The 16097-nt window shown below is 73.7% G+C and carries 13 protein-coding genes; 5 read left to right on the plus strand and 8 right to left on the minus strand.

What is annotated here, in order from left to right; translation table 11 throughout:
* Nucleotides 1–26 precede the first annotated feature (26 nt).
* The 4 genes from ACIP67_RS14755 to recG all read right to left on the minus strand — a co-directional run bounded on the left by ACIP67_RS14755 (nucleotide 27) and on the right by recG (nucleotide 4590).
* Nucleotides 27–1154 (minus strand): ATP synthase F0 subunit B, encoded by a 1128-nt coding sequence (locus ACIP67_RS14755; protein ID WP_401691836.1) that lies wholly within the window; start codon nucleotides 1152–1154, stop codon nucleotides 27–29.
* A gap of 58 nt (nucleotides 1155–1212) precedes the next feature.
* Nucleotides 1213–1692: a pantetheine-phosphate adenylyltransferase gene (gene coaD, locus ACIP67_RS14760; protein ID WP_401692139.1), complete on the minus strand. Its 480-nt coding sequence runs from the start codon at nucleotides 1690–1692 to the stop codon at nucleotides 1213–1215.
* A gap of 26 nt (nucleotides 1693–1718) precedes the next feature.
* Nucleotides 1719–2303, minus strand: a complete 585-nt coding sequence (gene rsmD, locus ACIP67_RS14765; protein ID WP_401691838.1) for a 16S rRNA (guanine(966)-N(2))-methyltransferase RsmD — start codon at nucleotides 2301–2303, stop codon at nucleotides 1719–1721.
* A 76-nt stretch (nucleotides 2304–2379) separates the two neighbouring features.
* Nucleotides 2380–4590: an ATP-dependent DNA helicase RecG gene (gene recG / locus ACIP67_RS14770; RefSeq protein WP_401691840.1), complete on the minus strand. Its 2211-nt coding sequence runs from the start codon at nucleotides 4588–4590 to the stop codon at nucleotides 2380–2382.
* Between the two features lie 168 nt (nucleotides 4591–4758).
* Between recG and ACIP67_RS14775 the strand changes: the two genes are divergently transcribed.
* Nucleotides 4759–6615 (plus strand): HSP90 family protein, encoded by a 1857-nt coding sequence (locus tag ACIP67_RS14775; RefSeq protein ID WP_401691843.1) that lies wholly within the window; start codon nucleotides 4759–4761, stop codon nucleotides 6613–6615.
* The gene (locus tag ACIP67_RS14780) at nucleotides 6615–9614 is read left to right on the plus strand and encodes a tetratricopeptide repeat protein (RefSeq protein ID WP_401691845.1); all 3000 of its coding nucleotides are present in this window, start codon (nucleotides 6615–6617) and stop codon (nucleotides 9612–9614) included. The genes ACIP67_RS14775 and ACIP67_RS14780 overlap by 1 nt, the downstream gene beginning before the upstream one ends.
* 164 nt (nucleotides 9615–9778) lie before the next feature.
* Here the strand turns inward: ACIP67_RS14780 and ACIP67_RS14785 are convergent, their stop codons facing one another.
* Nucleotides 9779–11530: a DAK2 domain-containing protein gene (locus tag ACIP67_RS14785; protein WP_401692140.1), complete on the minus strand. Its 1752-nt coding sequence runs from the start codon at nucleotides 11528–11530 to the stop codon at nucleotides 9779–9781.
* Nucleotides 11531–11796: 266 nt separating this feature from the next.
* Here ACIP67_RS14785 and rpmB point away from each other — a divergent pair, with 266 nt between their 5' ends.
* Entirely contained in the window at nucleotides 11797–11982 is a 186-nt protein-coding gene (gene rpmB, locus ACIP67_RS14790; RefSeq protein ID WP_003993230.1) for a 50S ribosomal protein L28, read from the plus strand.
* Nucleotides 11983–12171: 189 nt separating this feature from the next.
* Here rpmB and thiD read toward each other — a convergent pair whose 3' ends face one another.
* Together thiD and ACIP67_RS14800 are read right to left on the minus strand one after the other, a co-directional pair.
* Nucleotides 12172–12984 (minus strand): bifunctional hydroxymethylpyrimidine kinase/phosphomethylpyrimidine kinase, encoded by an 813-nt coding sequence (gene thiD, locus ACIP67_RS14795; protein ID WP_401691847.1) that lies wholly within the window; start codon nucleotides 12982–12984, stop codon nucleotides 12172–12174.
* Entirely contained in the window at nucleotides 12981–13946 is a 966-nt protein-coding gene (locus tag ACIP67_RS14800; RefSeq protein WP_401691849.1) for a thiamine-phosphate kinase, read from the minus strand. The genes thiD and ACIP67_RS14800 overlap by 4 nt, the downstream gene beginning before the upstream one ends.
* Nucleotides 13947–14152: 206 nt before the next feature.
* Between ACIP67_RS14800 and ACIP67_RS14805 the strand changes: the two genes are divergently transcribed.
* Both ACIP67_RS14805 and ACIP67_RS14810 read left to right on the plus strand, forming a co-directional pair.
* Complete coding sequence (locus ACIP67_RS14805; RefSeq protein WP_037677600.1) at nucleotides 14153–14386, plus strand: Lrp/AsnC family transcriptional regulator; 234 nt, start codon at nucleotides 14153–14155, stop codon at nucleotides 14384–14386.
* A 20-nt stretch (nucleotides 14387–14406) separates the two neighbouring features.
* Nucleotides 14407–14889, plus strand: coding sequence for a DUF3515 domain-containing protein (locus ACIP67_RS14810; RefSeq protein WP_401691851.1), 483 nt, complete (start codon nucleotides 14407–14409; stop codon nucleotides 14887–14889).
* Nucleotides 14890–14910: 21 nt separating this feature from the next.
* Here the strand turns inward: ACIP67_RS14810 and ACIP67_RS14815 are convergent, their stop codons facing one another.
* Nucleotides 14911–16068 carry a D-alanine--D-alanine ligase family protein gene (locus ACIP67_RS14815; protein WP_401691853.1) on the minus strand — a complete coding sequence of 386 codons (1158 nt, stop codon included), beginning with the start codon at nucleotides 16066–16068 and terminating at the stop codon, nucleotides 14911–14913.
* Nucleotides 16069–16097 lie beyond the last annotated feature (29 nt).

Raw genomic sequence — 16097 nt, forward strand, 5'->3', positions numbered from 1 at the left:
CCGGTCGGGAGCCACCGGCCCACCCGTCACAGTCCGCGGCCCTGTTCGTAGGCGCGCAGCTGCTCGGCGCTGATCATGCTCGTGTCGAAGAGGCTGGTCTCGTCGAGCGCGTACGCCTGGGCGTCCTGCGCCGGAACGTGCCCGTCCTGCTGCTGCGGGATGTGCGGGGGCTGCTGAGCGGCCTGGTTCGGGTCGTACGGCGCCTGGTGGGCGTCGTAGCCCTGGAAGGGGGCGCCGCCCGCCGCGGCGTAGCCGGGGGCGTACGGGTCGGCCTGCGGGTAGCCGTAGGGGTCCTGCTGGCCGCCGTAGGTCTGCTGCTGGTAGCCGCCGGCGTAGGGGTCCTGCTGCTGGTAGCCGTACGCGGGCTGGGGCTGGGCGGCCTGCTGGTCGTACTGCTGCTGGTGCTGCGCCGGCTGCTCGGCCGGGGTGTCCTGCTCGGCGAGGGCGGCCAGGTCGGCGAGGTAGTCCGCGTCGGAGGAGTGCTGGTAGGTCGTGGTGTCGTCGGCCAGGGCGCCGAGGTCGTCGGTGGCGATCCGGCCGTGCAGCTTCTGGCGGCCGCGGCCGACGGCCTCCAGCGTCTTGGCCAGGACGGCCTCGAAGGCGCCCAGCTTGGCGTCGACGTAGGCGTCGGCGTCGCGGCGCAGGGTCTCGGGGTCGTGGCTGCGCTCGGGGGCGTCCTCGTCCTCGTAGCCGTTCTCGTCGACGCCGGACCCCGTGCCGAGGAGCTTCTCGCGGCCGCGGCCGACGGAGCCCAGCGTCTTGGTGAGGACGACCTCGAAGTTGGCGAGCTTGGAGTCGACGTAGTCGTCGGCCTCGGCGCGGACCTCCTCGGCCTCGGTGCGGGCCTCGGCGAGGATGCGGTCGGCCTCGGCCTGGGAGCGGCGGGCGATCTCGGTGTCGGAGATGAGGGAGCCGCGTTCGGCGTGCGCGGTCTCGATGATCCGCTCGGCCTCCTGGCGGGCCTGCTCGACCATCTGCTCGCGGCCGCCGATCAGTTCCCGGGCCTCGGCGAGGGAGTCGGGCAGGGCCGCGCGCACCTCCTCCAGCAGGGCGAGCAGATCAGCGCGGTTGACCACGCACGAGGCCGACATCGGCATGGATCGGGCGCTGGAGACCGCCGTGACGATCTCGTCGAGCTTCTTCTGCACGTCCACCGGTTGCTCGCCACTCTCTACAGCTGTGTTGGAGACGGACGGGACGACTGTAGCCCCATCAGTCGGCGCGCAGGCGCTTGTCGAGGGCCTCCAGGACCACCGGGGGCACCAGGTGCGAGACGTCGCCGCCCCAGGTGGCGACCTCCTTGACCAGAGAGGAGGAGAGGAAGCTGTAGGTGGGGTTGGTGGGCACGAAGAGCGTCTCGACGCCCGAGAGGCCGTTGTTCATCTGGGCCATCTGCAGCTCGTAGTCGAAGTCGCTGACCGCGCGCAGGCCCTTGACGATGGCCGGGATCTCGCGCTCCTTGCAGAAGTCGACGAGGAGACCGTGGAAGGCCTCGACGCGGACGTTGGCGTACTCGGAGGTCACCTCGCGGATCAGGTCGATCCGTTCGTCGATCTCGAACAGGCCCTTCTTGGCCTTGTTGATCATCACCGCGACGTAGACCTCGTCGTAGAGGCGGGAGGCGCGGGAGATGATGTCGAGGTGTCCGTTGGTGATCGGGTCGAACGACCCGGGACAGACGGCGCGGCGCACTTGTGATCCCTCGCTCTCCGGTCCGGTCATCGTGCGTCTTCGCACGTAGAGGCGGCGCGACCGTACCAAAACGTTCCCTCGCCGTAGCGACGGGACCGGATCTCCTCGAAGCCGTCCGGCCAGCCGAAAGCGCCGCCTCTGGTGCTGCGCTCCACGGTGACGAGGGCTTCCGGCGCGAGCCACCCCTCGGTGCGGAGTGTGAGCAGAATCTCCCGAAGATCGTCGTCGGAGACGGCGTACGGGGGGTCGAGGAAGACCAGGTCGTACGGGGCGGGCGGGGGCGTCTGGATGATCTGGCGGGCCTTGCCCGCGCGGACCTCGGCGCCGGGCAGGCCGAGGCTGCGGACGTTCTCCCGGACGGTGCGGGCGGCGCGGGCGTCGGCCTCCACAAGCAGGACGTGTCCGGCACCGCGGGAGAGTGCCTCCAGGCCGACGGCGCCCGAGCCGGCGTACAGGTCGAGGACGCGTTCGCCGTCCAGGGGGCCGCCGAGGAGGGACTGCCAGGTGGAGAGGAGGCCCTCGCGTGCGCGGTCGGAGGTGGGGCGGGTGCCGGTGCCTGGCGGGACGGCCAGGCGGCGTCCGCCGGCTGCGCCGGCGATCACGCGGGTCATCTCGGGTCCTTCTCGGTGTGCTCGAACGGCTCGGGCGGCTCGGACGGGTGCCCGAGCGGTGACCTGTCCCAGTCTCTCAGCCCTTCTCCAGGTACTGCTCCCTCTCCTCGTCCAGCAGGGCGGCCAGGGCGGTGCGCAGGCCCGGGAGGGCGGCGAGCTCCGGGTCGGCCGCGACGATCGCCGTGGCCTCCTGGCGGGCCTCGGCGATGACCTCCTCGTCCTCGATGACGGCGAGGACGCGCAGGCTGGAGCGGGCGCCGGACTGGGCCTGGCCGAGGACGTCGCCCTCGCGGCGCTGTTCGAGGTCGATGCGGGAGAGCTCGAAGCCGTCGAGGGTGGAGGCGACCGCGCCGAGCCGGCGCCGGGCGTCGGCGGCCTCCGGCACCTCGGTGACCAGCAGGCACAGGCCGGGGGCCGAGCCGCGTCCGACACGGCCGCGCAGCTGGTGGAGCTGGGAGACGCCGAAGCGGTCGGCGTCCATGATCACCATCGCGGTGGCGTTCGGGACGTTGACGCCGACCTCGATGACGGTGGTGGCGACGAGGACGTCGGTGTCGCCGGCGGCGAAGCGGCGCATGACGGCGTCCTTGTCGTCGGGGGGCATCCTGCCGTGCAGGACCTCGATCCGCAGGCCCTGGAGGGGGCCCTTGGCGAGCTGGTCGGCCACGTCGAGGACGGCGAGCGGCGGGCGTTTGCCGTCCTCGTCCTCGGCGGGCTTCTTCCTGGACCCCCGCGGGTCGTCCTCCTCGTCGCCGATGCGGGGGCAGACGACGTAGGCCTGGTGGCCGCCCGCCACCTCCTCGCGGACCCGCTCCCAGGCGCGGGAGAGGAAGTGGGGCTTGTCGGCGGCGGGGACGACATGGCTGGCGATGGGGGAACGGCCGGCCGGGAGCTGGTCGAGGACGGAGGTCTCCAGGTCGCCGAAGACGGTCATGGCGACCGTGCGCGGGATGGGCGTGGCGGTCATGACGAGCAGGTGCGGGGGCTGCTTGCCCTTGCCGCGCAGGGCGTCGCGCTGCTCGACGCCGAAGCGGTGCTGTTCGTCGACGACGACCAGGCCCAGGTCGTGGAAGGCGACCTTGTCCTCGATCAGCGCATGGGTGCCGATGACGATGCCGGCCTCCCCGGTGACGAGGTCGAGCAGCGCCTGCCGGCGCGCGGCCGCGCCCATCGACCCGGTGAGCAGCACCACCTTGGTGGCGTGCTCGGTGCCGCCCAGCATGCCGCCCTCGGCCAGGTCGCCCATCATCTCCACGACGGAGCGGTGGTGCTGCTGGGCGAGGACCTCGGTGGGGGCCAGCATGGCGGCCTGTCCCCCGGCGTCGACGACGGCGAGCATGGCGCGCAGGGCGACCAGGGTCTTGCCCGATCCGACCTCCCCCTGGAGCAGCCGGTGCATCGGGTGCTCCGTCGCCAGGTCGTCGAAGATCTCCTCGGTCACCTCCCGCTGGCCCTCGGTGAGGGTGAAGGGGAGGCGGTCGTCGAAGGCGGTGAGGAGGCCGTCGGGGCGGGGCCTGCGCGGGACGGCGGGGAGTTGGCCGTCGGCGTGGCGGCGGCGGGCGAGGGCGACCTGGAGGACGAAGGCCTCGTCCCACTTCAGCCGGGCGCGGGCGTCGGCGATGTCGGCCTTGGTGTGCGGGCGGTGGATCTTGAGCAGTGCCTCGGGGAGGGAGACCAGGCCGCGGCCCTGGCGGAGGGTGTCGGGGAGGGGGTCGAGGGCCTCCTGGGCGCTGGGCAGGACCGTCTGGACCGCCTTGCCGATCTTCCAGGACTCCAGTTTGGCGGTGGCGGGGTAGATCGGGATGAGGGCGCCCGCCCAGGTCTCGACGGCGTCGCCGGTGTCCCCCGGGTCGCGCAGCAGTTCGTAGGCCGGGTGGGCCAGTTGGAGGCGGCGGTTGAAGACGGAGACCTTGCCCGCGAACAGCGCGCGGGTGCCCGGCAGGAGCTCCTTGTGGGGCTTGTGGACGCCGTTGCCGAAGAAGACCAGCTGGAGGCGGCCGCTGCCGTCCGTGATGGTGACCTCGAGGCGCTGGCCCTTGCCGCGGGGGGCCTTGGCGGAGGCGAAGGTGTGCAGGCGGGCGTCGGCGACCTGGGCGACCACCGTGACGTGCTCGTCCATGGGGAGGTCGGCGAGGTGGGTGAGCTGGCCCCGCTCCTCGTATCTGCGCGGGTAGTGGTGCAGGAGGTCGCCGACGGTGTGCAGGCCGAGGTGCTCGGCCATCACCTTCGCGGTGGGTGGGCCGAGCACGCTTTTCAGTGGTTCTTCGAGTGCGGGCACGAGATCCATTGCACACCACACCACTGACATTGCCGTATACGTGGCTTGAAACCCCTGGTCAGACGGCTCGTTGGGGCTCTAGGATGGCGCGCTCCGGCCATCCCCCGCGGTCACCGCCCCACAGGGACCGCCCGACCCCGCGCCGTCGACCCTCCCCCACCTCGCGGCGCTGACGCGATGGACTCCCAGACCTCACAGTCATCCCAGGCATCACCGTCTCCTCATACCTTCCAGGTCGACCTGCGTGGTCTGGTGGACCTGCTCTCCCATCACCTCTACTCCAGTCCCAGGGTCTACCTGCGCGAACTGCTCCAGAACGCCGTGGACGCGATCACCGCCCGGCGGGCGGGGGAGCCCGGCGCGCCGGCGCGGGTGCGGCTGTTCGCGTCGGGTGACCGGCTGCGGGTGGAGGACTCCGGTGTCGGTCTCACCGAGGCCGACGTGCACAGCCTGCTGGCGACCATCGGGCGCAGCTCCAAGCGGGCCGAGGGGGTGCAGGAGGCCCGCTCCGACTTCCTCGGGCAGTTCGGCATCGGACTCCTGGCGTGTTTCGTGGTCGCCGAGCGGATCCGGGTGGTCAGCCGCAGCGCGCGCACGCCGGACGCGCCGCCGGTGGAGTGGACGGCCCGGGACGACGGTTCGTACACCGTGCGGACGCTGCCCGACGAGGAGCGTCCCGAGCCGGGCACCACCGTGCACCTGGTGGCGCGGGCGGGTGCCGGGGAGTGGCTCACCGAGCGGCGGGTCCTGCAACTGGCCCGGGACTTCGGCTCGCTGCTGCCGTACGACGTCCGGGTGGGCGACGAGGCGGTCACCGACCTGCCGGCGCCCTGGGACCGGCCGTACCCCTCTCCGGCCGGCCGGCGGGCGGCGCTGGCCCGGCACTGCCACGAGCTGTTCGGTTTCGCACCGCTGGACTCGATCGAGCTGAACGTGCCGCTGGCGGGGATCCGCGGGGTGGCGTACGTGCTGCCGGCCGCGGTCAGCCCGGCGCAGCGGGCGGGCCACCGCGTGCACCTGAAGGGCATGCTGCTGACCGAGCGGGCCGAACAGCTGCTGCCCGACTGGGCGTTCTTCGTGCGCTGCGTGCTGGACACCGACAGTCTGCGGCCCACGGCCTCGCGCGAGTCCCTGTACGAGGACGAGACGCTGGCGGCCGTGCGGGAGGCGCTGGGGGAGCGGATCAGGTCCTGGCTGACGGGCCTGGCCGCCGGTGATCCGGAGCGGCTCGCGGCCTTCCTGGCCGTGCACCACCTGGGGGTGAAGTCCCTGGCGCGGCACGACGCGGAGATGCTGCGCACGATGCTGCCGTGGCTGCCGTTCGAGACGACCGACGGGCGGCTGTCGCTGGAGGAGTTCGCGCAGCGGCACCCGGTGATGCACTTCACCCGGACCGTGGAGGAGTACCGCCAGGTCGCGCCGATCGCGTCGGCGCAGGGCGTCGGGGTGGTCAACGGCGGTTACACCTACGACAGCGAGCTGGTCGAGGCGCTGCCGTCGGTGCGGCCGGGGACCGTGGTCGCCGAGCTGGACGCGGACACGGTGACCGCGCACCTGGACGCCGTGGACCCGGCGGAGGAGCTGGCGCTCTCCGGCTTCCTGGCGGCCGCGCGGGCGCGGCTCGACCCGCTGGGTTGCGACGTCGTCCTGCGCGCCTTCCACCCCCTGTCCGTGCCGGCGCTGCACCTGGACGACCGGGCAGCCCGGCACGAGCAGGCGCGGGCGGAGGCGGAGGCCGGGGCCGACGACCTGTGGGCGGGCATCCTGGGGTCGCTGCGCGGCAGCGCCCCGCGCGCGCGTCTGGTGCTCAACCACCTCAACCCGCTGATCCGCCGGATCAGTTCCCTGCGCGACGCGGAGCTGATCGGCACCGCGACGGAGTCGCTGTACGGACAGGCGCTGCTGATGGCGCAGCGGCCGCTCCGGCCGGCCGACTCCGCGCTCCTGAACCGCGCGTTCATCGGCCTTCTGGAGTGGGCCACGCACGGGGGCTCCGCACCGGGGGGCTCCGCACAAGGGGAGGACGGTCACTGATGACGGGGATCACGGACTTCGACGCGCTCCGCCGGGCGATGGCGGAGAACTCCGAGCAGCCCGAGGGTCCGGCCCGCAACGCGCGCGCGGAACAGCTGCTCGGGGAGGCCGAGAGGCTGAACATCCCGCTCGCCGTGATCGAGGCGCTCGGGCACCAGCTGAAGGTCTACAACTACAGCTCCGAGAAGGACAGGATGTTCGTCCCGTTCGCGCGGCTGCTGCGCATGTGGGACGAGCGGCCGGAGGACTTCGACGAGTACGAGACGCACTCGCTGCACTGGGTCTTCAAGTGGGTGTCGGCCGGCATGCTCGACCAGCCGCACGTCCCGCTGGCGTCCGTGGAGAAGTGGCTGGGCGAGATGGAGCACCGCTACCGGCTCGCCGGGCACTCGGAGCGGGCGGTCCGCGGCGCCGAGTTCAGCGTGGCCGCGCACGTGGGGGACGTCGAGCGGGCCGAGCGGGCGTTCGCCGCCTGGCTGGCCGCGGACCGCGACACCATGGCCGACTGCCACGCGTGCGAGCTGCACGGCCAGGGCTGGTGGCAGGCGGAGCGTGGCCGGGACGCGGAGGCCCTCCAGCTGTGGGCGCCGGTCCTGGAGGGCGTCTACAGCTGCGCGCACGAGCCGCACACCGTGCTCGCGTCGTCCCTGGTGCCGCTGTTGCGGCTGGGCCGGCTGGAGGAGGCGCGCGCCCACCATCTGCGGGGCTTCCGGCTGGTGCGGACCATGGAAAGCATGCGCGGCGCGTACGCCGACCACGTGGAGTTCTGTGCGCTGACCGGCAACGAGGCGCGGGGCCTGGAGCTGCTGGCGGAGCGGCCCGCGTACTTCACGGACGACGGGCATCCGCGCAGCAGGCTGGAGTTCCTGAGCGTGGTCGCACTGCTCATGGAGCGGCTGTGCGGTCTCGGTCTCGGGGACCAGCGGGTGCCCGGGCCGGCCGGGCGGACGTGGACCGCGAGCGCTCTCGCCGCCCACGCGCGCGGGGAGGCCCTGGCGCTGGCCGCGCGCTTCGACGACCGCAACGGCACGTCGTACGTGAGTGAGCGGGCCCGCGCGCGGATGGCGCAGCGGCCGCTGGCCCAGCGGCTGCCGCTGGGGGTGCGGGCGGTGCGCCCGGCGACGGCGGCCGGCCCCGGGGCCCCGGCCGGCGCGGAGCCTGCGGCCGGCCCCGCCGAGGAATCCGGCCCGTCCAGCCCGTCCAGCCCGCCCGGTCTGCCCGGTCTGCCCGGTCTGCTCGCCGAGGCGCGGCGGTTGTCGGACGGCCTGCTGCCGCACGCCGTGGAGGCGTGGGCGGCGGTGGCGCGCGCCGCCAAGGGGGCGGAGCTGGACGCACGCGACCGCGCGGAGATCGCCGACCACGAGGCGATGGGGCTCGGCCCGCAGGGCGCCGAAGCGTTCGAGCGGGCGGCGGAGCTGTACGAGGAGGCGGGCGACCCCGGGGAGGCCCTGGCGGCACACGCGCGTGCCGCGTACGTCCGGGCGCTCGCCGGGGACGTCGACGGGGCGGTCGCGGCGGTCGCCGGGCCCTACGACCGGGTCCTCGCGCTGTACGCCGAGGGCGGCACGGGGATACCGCAGGCGGCGGGCGTCCTCATGGGCCGTGCCCGGATCCTGATGCGCCGCGTCCAGGAGACCGAGGGGCCCCTGCCGCAGCGGGTGCGGACGGAGGCCGAGGCAGCCGTACGGGAGGTGCTGGCGCTCGTCGAGGGACGGGCCGGGGACGACGTACGGCTCGCCGCGCGGGTCGCCGAGGGGCACGCGATGCTCGCGGAGCTGGCGGCGCGCTCGGGGGACGCCGAGCGGGGCGCGGAGCTGTTCGCCGGGGCCGCGGCGGAGTTCGTCGCGGCGGGGCTGCCGTGGTTCGCCGTGGAGTACGAGGCCCGGCTGGCCGGGCTCGCGCACCAGCTGGGCGACCTGGTGGAGGCGGAGCGGGCGCTGCGGGCCGCCCTGGAGCACGGCGGCACCCATCTGGAGCCGGTAGGGCGGGCCCAGCTGCACCTCCAGCTCGCCGAGGTCGTCTGCGGCCGGGGGCGGGGCGGGGAGGCCGCGGAGCACGCGCTGGAGGCGGCGCACTGGGCCGACGCGGCGGGCGAGGGCCCGACGCTCGGCGCGTGGGCGCGGCACCAGTTGGGCGGGCTGCTGGTGCGGCAGGGCCGCTGGGCGGAGGCGGCCGAGGTGCTGGAGTCGGCGCTGGCCGATCTGCGGGCCGACACGCACGGCGACGGGGTCGTCGTCCAGACGCAGTGGTGGCTCGGTGACTGTCTGAGCGAGCTCGGCGAGCACCGGGCCGCCGCCGAACGCCGGCTCCAGGCCGCCGAGACCGCCCGGCACTGGCCCGAGCAGCACGACCACGCCACCCTGGCGCACCTGGCCGCCGAGTCCCTCGGCCAGGCGGGCCTGCCCGCCGACGCGGACCGGGCCTACGCGCGCGCGGGCGAGCTGTGGCGTTCCCTCGGCAACGTCCACGGCCTGGTCCGCTCGCTGCGCGCCCGCGCGTGGCTGGCGCTGCGCACGGAGGACGGTCCGGACGCGGCGCGGGCGCTGATGACGGCCGCCGTCGAGGAGTGCGCGGACGCGTTGGGCGGGACGGAGGCCGAGGAGGCCCGCCTGCGGCTCGTCGGCGAACTCGGTCACACGCACCGCCAGTTCGGGGACCTGCTGGCCCGCTCGGCGGCGGAGGACGCCGACGACGACTCCATCCGGGCCACGCTGGAGGAGGCCCTGGAGCAGATGGCGCAGGCGGTCGCGGTGTTCGTCTCCCTGGACGACGGCACCCCGCCGCACGCCCGCACCGGCGCCGAGCTGGCCGCGGGCTGGCTGGAGACCGACCTGGGCCGTCCGGCACAGGCGGCGGAACGCGCGCGTGCGGTGCTCCGGGCGTACGCGGACGCCGCGGACGCCGCGGACGCCGACGGCGGGGCCGACGAGACCGTACGGGCGCGGCGGGCGGAGGCGGAGCAGTTGCTCCAGGTGGTGGAGGAGCAGGCGACGGGCTGAGCGGACCGGTGGGGCGGGGGCGCCGGAACGTCGGAACAGGGCCGCCGGAACAGGCCGCCAGGACGGGCCGCCGGAACAGGCCGCCAGGACGGGCCGCCGGAACAGGCCGCCAGGACGGGCCGCCGGAACAGGCCGTCGGAACGGGCCGCCGGGACGGGCCGTCGCTACTCCACGCCGATCAGCAGGAGCGCGCCCTGCCGTCCGCCGCGGTACACCACCGTGTCGACGGCGAGGTACCTCTCCCGCACCCGGGTGCGCAGGTGCTCGGCGATGCCCTCGGGGGCCTCGTCGCCGAGCACCAGGGTGACGAGCTCCCCGCCCGCGGCCAGCATGCGGTCCAGGACGGTCTCGGCGGTGGCGGTGACGTCGGCGCCGATGACGGCCACGTCACCGTCGATGAGCCCGAGGACGTCACCGGCCTGGCAGATGCCGGCCATGGTCCAGGACTGGCGCTCGGCGACGGCGACCTCGGCGTGGCGGGTGGCGCCGGCCGCCGAGGTCATCGACACGACGTCCTCGTCGAACCGGCGGTCCGGCTCGTGCACGGCGAGCGCGGCGATCCCCTGGACCGCGGACCGGGTCGGGATGAGGGCCACCCGGACGCCCTCCGAGCGGACCTGCTCGGCCGCGGCGGCCGCGGTGTGGCGCAGGTCGGGGTCGTTGGGCAGCAGGACGACCTCGCGCGCGTGGGCGCGTCGTACGGCCTCGACGAGTTCACCGCTCGCGGGGGGCTCTCCGGGCCGGGCGAGGACCGTGGTCGCGCCGGCCTCGGCGTACAGCCCGGCCAGGCCCTCGCCGGGGACGACGGCGACGACCGCCCGCTCGGCCCGGCCCCGGTCCGGGCGGTCGCCTCCGCGGGTGTGCGCGTCGCCCACGCCGAAGTGCGTGATGCGGATGCGGTGGGGCCGGCCTGCCTCGACACCCGCCTCCACGGCGGCGCCCGCGTCGTCGACGTGCACGTGGACGTTCCACAGTCCGTCGCCGCCGACCACGACGAGCGAGTCCCCGAGCGCGTCGAGCCGTTCCCGCAATCGGTCCACGGCCGCGTCGGGCGCCTCCAGGAGGTAGATGACCTCGAAGGCGGGGCCGTCGCCCCCTGCGGTCTCCGCGCAGCCGTCGCCCCCGGCGGGCCGCGCCTCCCCGGGCACCACGCGCGCGTGCCCGGCGGGTCCCACAGTGGCGGTGACGGCGGTTGCGGTGGCGGTTGCGGTGGTGGAGGAGGAGGTGGCGGTTGCGGTGGACAGGACGAAGTTGCCCGGCCGCTCCCCGGTCAGCGTCTCCACCAGCGCCGAGAGCACCGTCACCAGCCCCCGCCCGCCCGCGTCGACGACCCCGGCACGCTCCAGGACGGCCAGCTGGCCCGGGGTCGCGGCGAGCGCCGCGCACGCCCCCTGGTGGGCCGCCCTGGCCACCGTCCCGCAGTCTCCCCCGGTCCCGCCCGCCGCGTCGGCGGCGGCCGAGGCCACCGACAGGACGGTGCCCTCGACCGGGTGGGCCACGGCCTGCCGGGCGGAGTCGGAGGCGTGCCGCAGGGCCAGCCGAAGTCCCGCCGCGTCCGTGTGAGGGGGCTCACCCGCGGCGAGCACCTGGGCCATGCCGCGCAGCAGCTGCGCGAGGATCGTCCCGGAGTTCCCGCGCGCGCCTATGAGCGCGCCGTGCGCCATCGCGCGGACGGCGTCGGCGAGGGAGGGCTTCCCTGCGGCCGCCGAGCCGGCCTCGTACCCGGCGAACACGGCCTCGACGGCGGTCACCGCCGACTCGACGGTCAGGTACAGGTTGGTGCCGGTGTCCCCGTCCGCGACGGGATAGACGTTGATCGCGTCGATCTCCTCGCGGTCCCGTCCCAGCGCGCGCAGCGCCAGACCGCACCAGGTGCGCACCGCGAGAGCATCGAATGTCTGCGGCACCTGCGGCACCTGCGGCACCTGCGCCTCCTTGAGCTGCTGGACTGGGACGCAGCGTAGACCGTGGGCGGGTGTCCACCGGAAGAGGGCCGGGCACCGACCCATGGGCAGCCATGATAGTTTCGTTGCACTGGCGCAGTCGTTGTATGCTGCTCCGGTTGCCCGATCCTGATCGGGCTCTCCCCCTGGCAGCGCCACTCAGATCTCTGATCCCTTCGATCTCGATCCCGGCATGCCGGGATCAACCGTAAGTGCATCTGAAGTCTTTGGAGTGACCCGTGGCTGCCAACTGCGACGTCTGCGGCAAGGGGCCGGGCTTCGGCAACAACATCTCGCACTCGCACCGCCGTACGTCCCGTCGCTGGAACCCGAACATCCAGCGTGTGCGTACCGTGGTGGGCGGGACGCCGAAGCGCGTGAACGCTTGCACCTCGTGCATCAAGGCCGGCAAGGTCTCGCGCTGACGCTCAGCTGAGCGCGCGGCCACTGCCGGTTCGCTGCACAAAGCCGGTCCACCTCGAGTGGACCGGCTTTCTGCTGTACCTGACGGCGTTCTCTACCTGACAACGTTCTGCCCCTTACGACGCTCCGTAGCTGACGGCGTTCCGTACCCGACGGCATGCTGTCCGCAACGACGGGCTCCCCGACGGCACTCAGGCCCCGGGCGTCCCCGTCCGCCGGGTGAGCTCCCAGCCGTGGTTCACCGGCCCGATGCCCCCGCCCAGCGCGAACCCCGCCGCGATCGCCCCGGTGACGTACCGCTTGGCCGCCGTCACCGCCTCCGGCACGGTCCGCCCCCGCGCCAGCTGCGACGCGATCGCCGACGCCAGGGTGCAGCCGGTGCCGTGGGTGTGCCGGTTGTCGTGCCGGGGGGCGCGCAGCCAGTGCTCCTCGGAGCCGTCGGTGAGCAGGTCGACGGCGTCACCGGAGAGATGACCGCCCTTGATCAGCACCCATCGCGGCCCGTACGCCAGTACGGCGGCCGCGGCCTCGGGCAGTTCCCGCTCCGAGGCGACCCGCACGCCCGTGAGCTGCGCCACCTCATCGAGGTTCGGGGTGGCGACGGTCGCGACCGGCAGCAGCTTCGTGCGGACGGAGTCCAGCGCCGAGGCCGCCAGCAGCGGGTCGCCGTGCTTGGAGACGCCCACCGGGTCGACGACGGCCGGCGCGTCCGTACCGGCGAGCAACTCTGCCACCGTCTCGACGAGTTCGGCGGAGGCGAGCATCCCGGTCTTCACGGCCTGGACGCCGATGTCGTCGACGACGCTGCGGTACTGGGCCCGCACCGCCTCGGCGGGCAGTTCCCAGGCACCCTGCACGCCGAGGGAGTTCTGGGCGGTGACGGCGGTGACCACGCTCATGCCGTGCACGCCGAGCGCCAGCATGGTCTTCAGGTCCGCCTGGATGCCCGCGCCCCCACCGGAGTCGGAGCCGGCGACGGTCAGCACACGGGGAAGGACGCTCATGACTCTATGCTCCCGAAGTGGTCCCAGCCGCCCTTGCTGGTCCAGGGTGCCCCGTCGACCGTCACCTGGGGCAGCGCGGAGGGGTTGAGGACCTCGCCGATCACCTTCCAGCGGGCCGGCAGCTTCACGTCCGGCGGGAAGGTCGCCACGATCGCGTGGTCCTCTCCCCCGGTCAGCACCCACTGGAGGGGATCGACACCGACGGCCTGGCCGATGTCGTTCATCTGCGTGGGGATGTCGATCGCGCCGGACCGGATGTCGATACGGACCTTGCTCGCCTCGGCGATGTGCCCGAGGTCGGCGATCAGCCCGTCGCTCACGTCGCACATGGCCGTCGCGCCGAGCGCGGCGGCCGCCGGACCCGCGTGGTACGGGGGTTCGGGACGGCGGTGGGCCTCGACGAAGGCGCGCGGCGAGCGGAAACCGCGGGAGAGGACCGCGTACCCGGCGGCGGACCAGCCCAGCCAGCCGGTGACCGCCACCAGGTCGCCGGGCTGGGCGCCGGCCCGGGTGATCGGCTCCTGGTTGCGCAGGTCGCCGAGCGCGGTGATCGACACCATGATGGTGTCGCCGCGGACGACGTCACCGCCGACGACCGCGGCCCCGGCGACCTGGCACTCGTCCCGCAGGCCGTCCATCAGTTCGGTCGGCCAGGTCACCGGCAGTTCGGCGGGCACGACGAGGCCGAGCAGCACGGCGGTCGGCACCGCGCCCATCGCGGCGATGTCGGCGAGGTTCTGCGCGGCGGCCTTGCGGCCGACGTCGTAGGCGGTGGACCAGTCGCGGCGGAAGTGCCGGCCCTCCACCAGGATGTCGGTAGTGGCCACGACCCGTCGGTCGGGTGCGGCGACCACCGCGGCGTCGTCGCCGGGGCCGACCCGGACCGCCGGGGTGGTGGTGAGACGGGAGGTGAGCTCCCTGATGAGCCCGAACTCCCCGAGCTCACCGACCGTGCCCTTCATCGTCCTGGCTCCCCTTCTGTCCCTGTCCGTGCCCGGTCGCGCGTCACCAGTGTCCTGGATACGGTCGAGAAGGCCGTCAACTTCTGTCCTGCCCGCACCCCGGCGCGCGATCCGTGGTCCCCGCAGGTCTCCCCGCGGCGAGCGGCGACGCGATACCGTGGCGTTCCTTTTCCCCACATGATCCTCGTGGCCGCCCTGGAGGTTCCGTGGTACAGGCGTACATCCTGATCCAGACGGAGGTCGGCAAGGCGTCGACCGTCGCCGAGACGATCAGCAAGATCCCCGGGGTCGTCCAGGCCGAGGACGTGACGGGTCCCTACGACGTGATCGTGCGGGCCCAGGCCGACACGGTCGATGACCTCGGCCGCATGGTGGTCGCCAAGGTCCAGCAGGTGGACGGCATCACCCGTACCCTGACCTGCCCGGTCGTGCATCTGTAGCCCCCGTCTACCCTGGGCCGGTGAACCTTCTCCGCCACCGGCCGGTCGTTGCGCCGTCGCTCGCCCTCCTGCTCGCTGCGGTGGGCTGCTCCTCAGCAGACGGTGACGCGTCGGCGGCGGTTCCCAGCCCCTCGGCCCCGGTCACCGAACTGTGCCGGAACCTGGACAAGGCGCTGCCGTCCGAGGTGGACGACCTCGGCCGACGGGATCCCTCACCCACGTCCCCGCTGACCGCGGGCTGGGGGAACCCGGCGATCATACTGCGCTGCGGTGTCGAACGGCCCGCCGAGATGAGCGACGAGCAGGCCGACGGGGTCGAGGTGGACGGGGTCGGCTGGCTGCTGGAGAAGCAGGAGAACGGCTCGTTCCGCTTCACCACGACGCTGCGCAGGGCGTACGTCGAGGTCACGATCCCCGAGGACCGCACGGGGAACGGCATGGCACCGCTCGTCGACCTGGCCGCCCCCGTCAAGAAGGCGATCCCCGAAGGGATCGCCGACTAGGTCGTACCGGCGGGAGCCGGATCAGCGCAGGCCCGTCGGCCTGCGCAGGGCCGACTGCACCAGCCGGTCCACCAGCTCCGGGTAGTCGACGCCGGTCGCCTGCCACATCTGCGGGTACATGGAGATCGGCGTGAAGCCCGGCATGGTGTTGATCTCGTTGATCACGAACTCCCCGTCCTCGGTGAGGAAGAAGTCCGCCCGGACCAGCCCCTCGCAGGAGGCCGCCTCGAAGGCGTCCACCGCGAGCCGGCGCACCTCGGCGGTCTCCTCGGGCGTCAGCGGCGCCGGGACGATGCCGGGGGTGGAGTCGATGTACTTGGCCTCGAAGTCGTAGTAGGCGTGCGCGTCCGGCGGCGGGATCTCGGCCGGGACGGAGGCCCGCGGCCCGTCCTCGAACTCCAGCACACCGCACTCGATCTCGCGGCCCCGCAGCGCCGCCTCGACGAGGATCTTCGGGTCGTGGTGCTGCGCCTCGGCGATCGCCTCGTCGAGACCCGACAGGTCGTCGACCTTGGTGATGCCGATGGAGGAGCCCGCGCGCGCGGGCTTCACGAAGAGCGGCCAGCCGTGCTCGCCGGCGAAGTCGATGATCTTCTTGCGGGCGGCGGACTCGTCCCGCTGCCACTCGCGCGGCCGGATCACCAGGTACGGGCCCACCTTCAGCCCGAAGGAGGTGAACACCCGCTTCATGTACTCCTTGTCCTGGCCGACGGCCGAGGCGAGCACGCCCGAACCCACGTACGGGATCCCGGACAGCTCCAGCAGCCCCTGGAGGGTGCCGTCCTCGCCGTAGGGGCCGTGGAGCACGGGGAAGACGACGTCGACCTCGCCGAGCGCCTTCGGTACCGATCCGGGCTCGCTGTAGACGACTTCGCGGTTCGCGGGGTCGACGGGGAGCACCACGCCGCCCTCCTGCGACTCGGCCAGGTCCTCGACGCTCGGCGTGCGGCGGTCGCTGATCGCCATGCGCTCCGGCGCGTCGGCGGTGAGCGCCCAGCGGCCGTCCTGGGTGATGCCGATCGGCAGGACCTCGTACTTGGTCCGGTCGACGGCCGCGAGGACGGCGCCGGCGGTGACCACGGAGATCCCGTGTTCGGAGCTGCGACCGCCGAACACGACGGCCACGCGCGGCTTGCGAGACGGCTGCTCAGGGCTCTGGGGGAGGTTCTCGGTGCTCATATCGCGATGAGAGTACCCGGTGGTAGGGC

The organism is Streptomyces sp. NPDC088812, from assembly GCF_044750285.1.
In the GTDB taxonomy this organism is placed as follows: Bacteria; Actinomycetota; Actinomycetes; order Streptomycetales; family Streptomycetaceae; genus Streptomyces.

What these genes read in the sequence shown, in the direction of transcription:
- ACIP67_RS14800 (WP_401691849.1), bottom strand. Translation starts at nt 13,946, where the DNA reads ATGAAGGGCACGGTCGGTGAGCTCGGGGAGTTCGGGCTCATCAGGGAG.
- recG (WP_401691840.1), bottom strand. Translation starts at nt 4,590, where the DNA reads ATGGATCTCGTGCCCGCACTCGAAGAACCACTGAAAAGCGTGCTCGGC.
- ACIP67_RS14780 (WP_401691845.1), top strand. Translation starts at nt 6,615, where the DNA reads ATGACGGGGATCACGGACTTCGACGCGCTCCGCCGGGCGATGGCGGAG.
- rsmD (WP_401691838.1), bottom strand. Translation starts at nt 2,303, where the DNA reads ATGACCCGCGTGATCGCCGGCGCAGCCGGCGGACGCCGCCTGGCCGTC.
- ACIP67_RS14775 (WP_401691843.1), top strand. Translation starts at nt 4,759, where the DNA reads ATGGACTCCCAGACCTCACAGTCATCCCAGGCATCACCGTCTCCTCAT.
- thiD (WP_401691847.1), bottom strand. Translation starts at nt 12,984, where the DNA reads ATGAGCGTCCTTCCCCGTGTGCTGACCGTCGCCGGCTCCGACTCCGGT.
- ACIP67_RS14815 (WP_401691853.1), bottom strand. Translation starts at nt 16,068, where the DNA reads ATGAGCACCGAGAACCTCCCCCAGAGCCCTGAGCAGCCGTCTCGCAAG.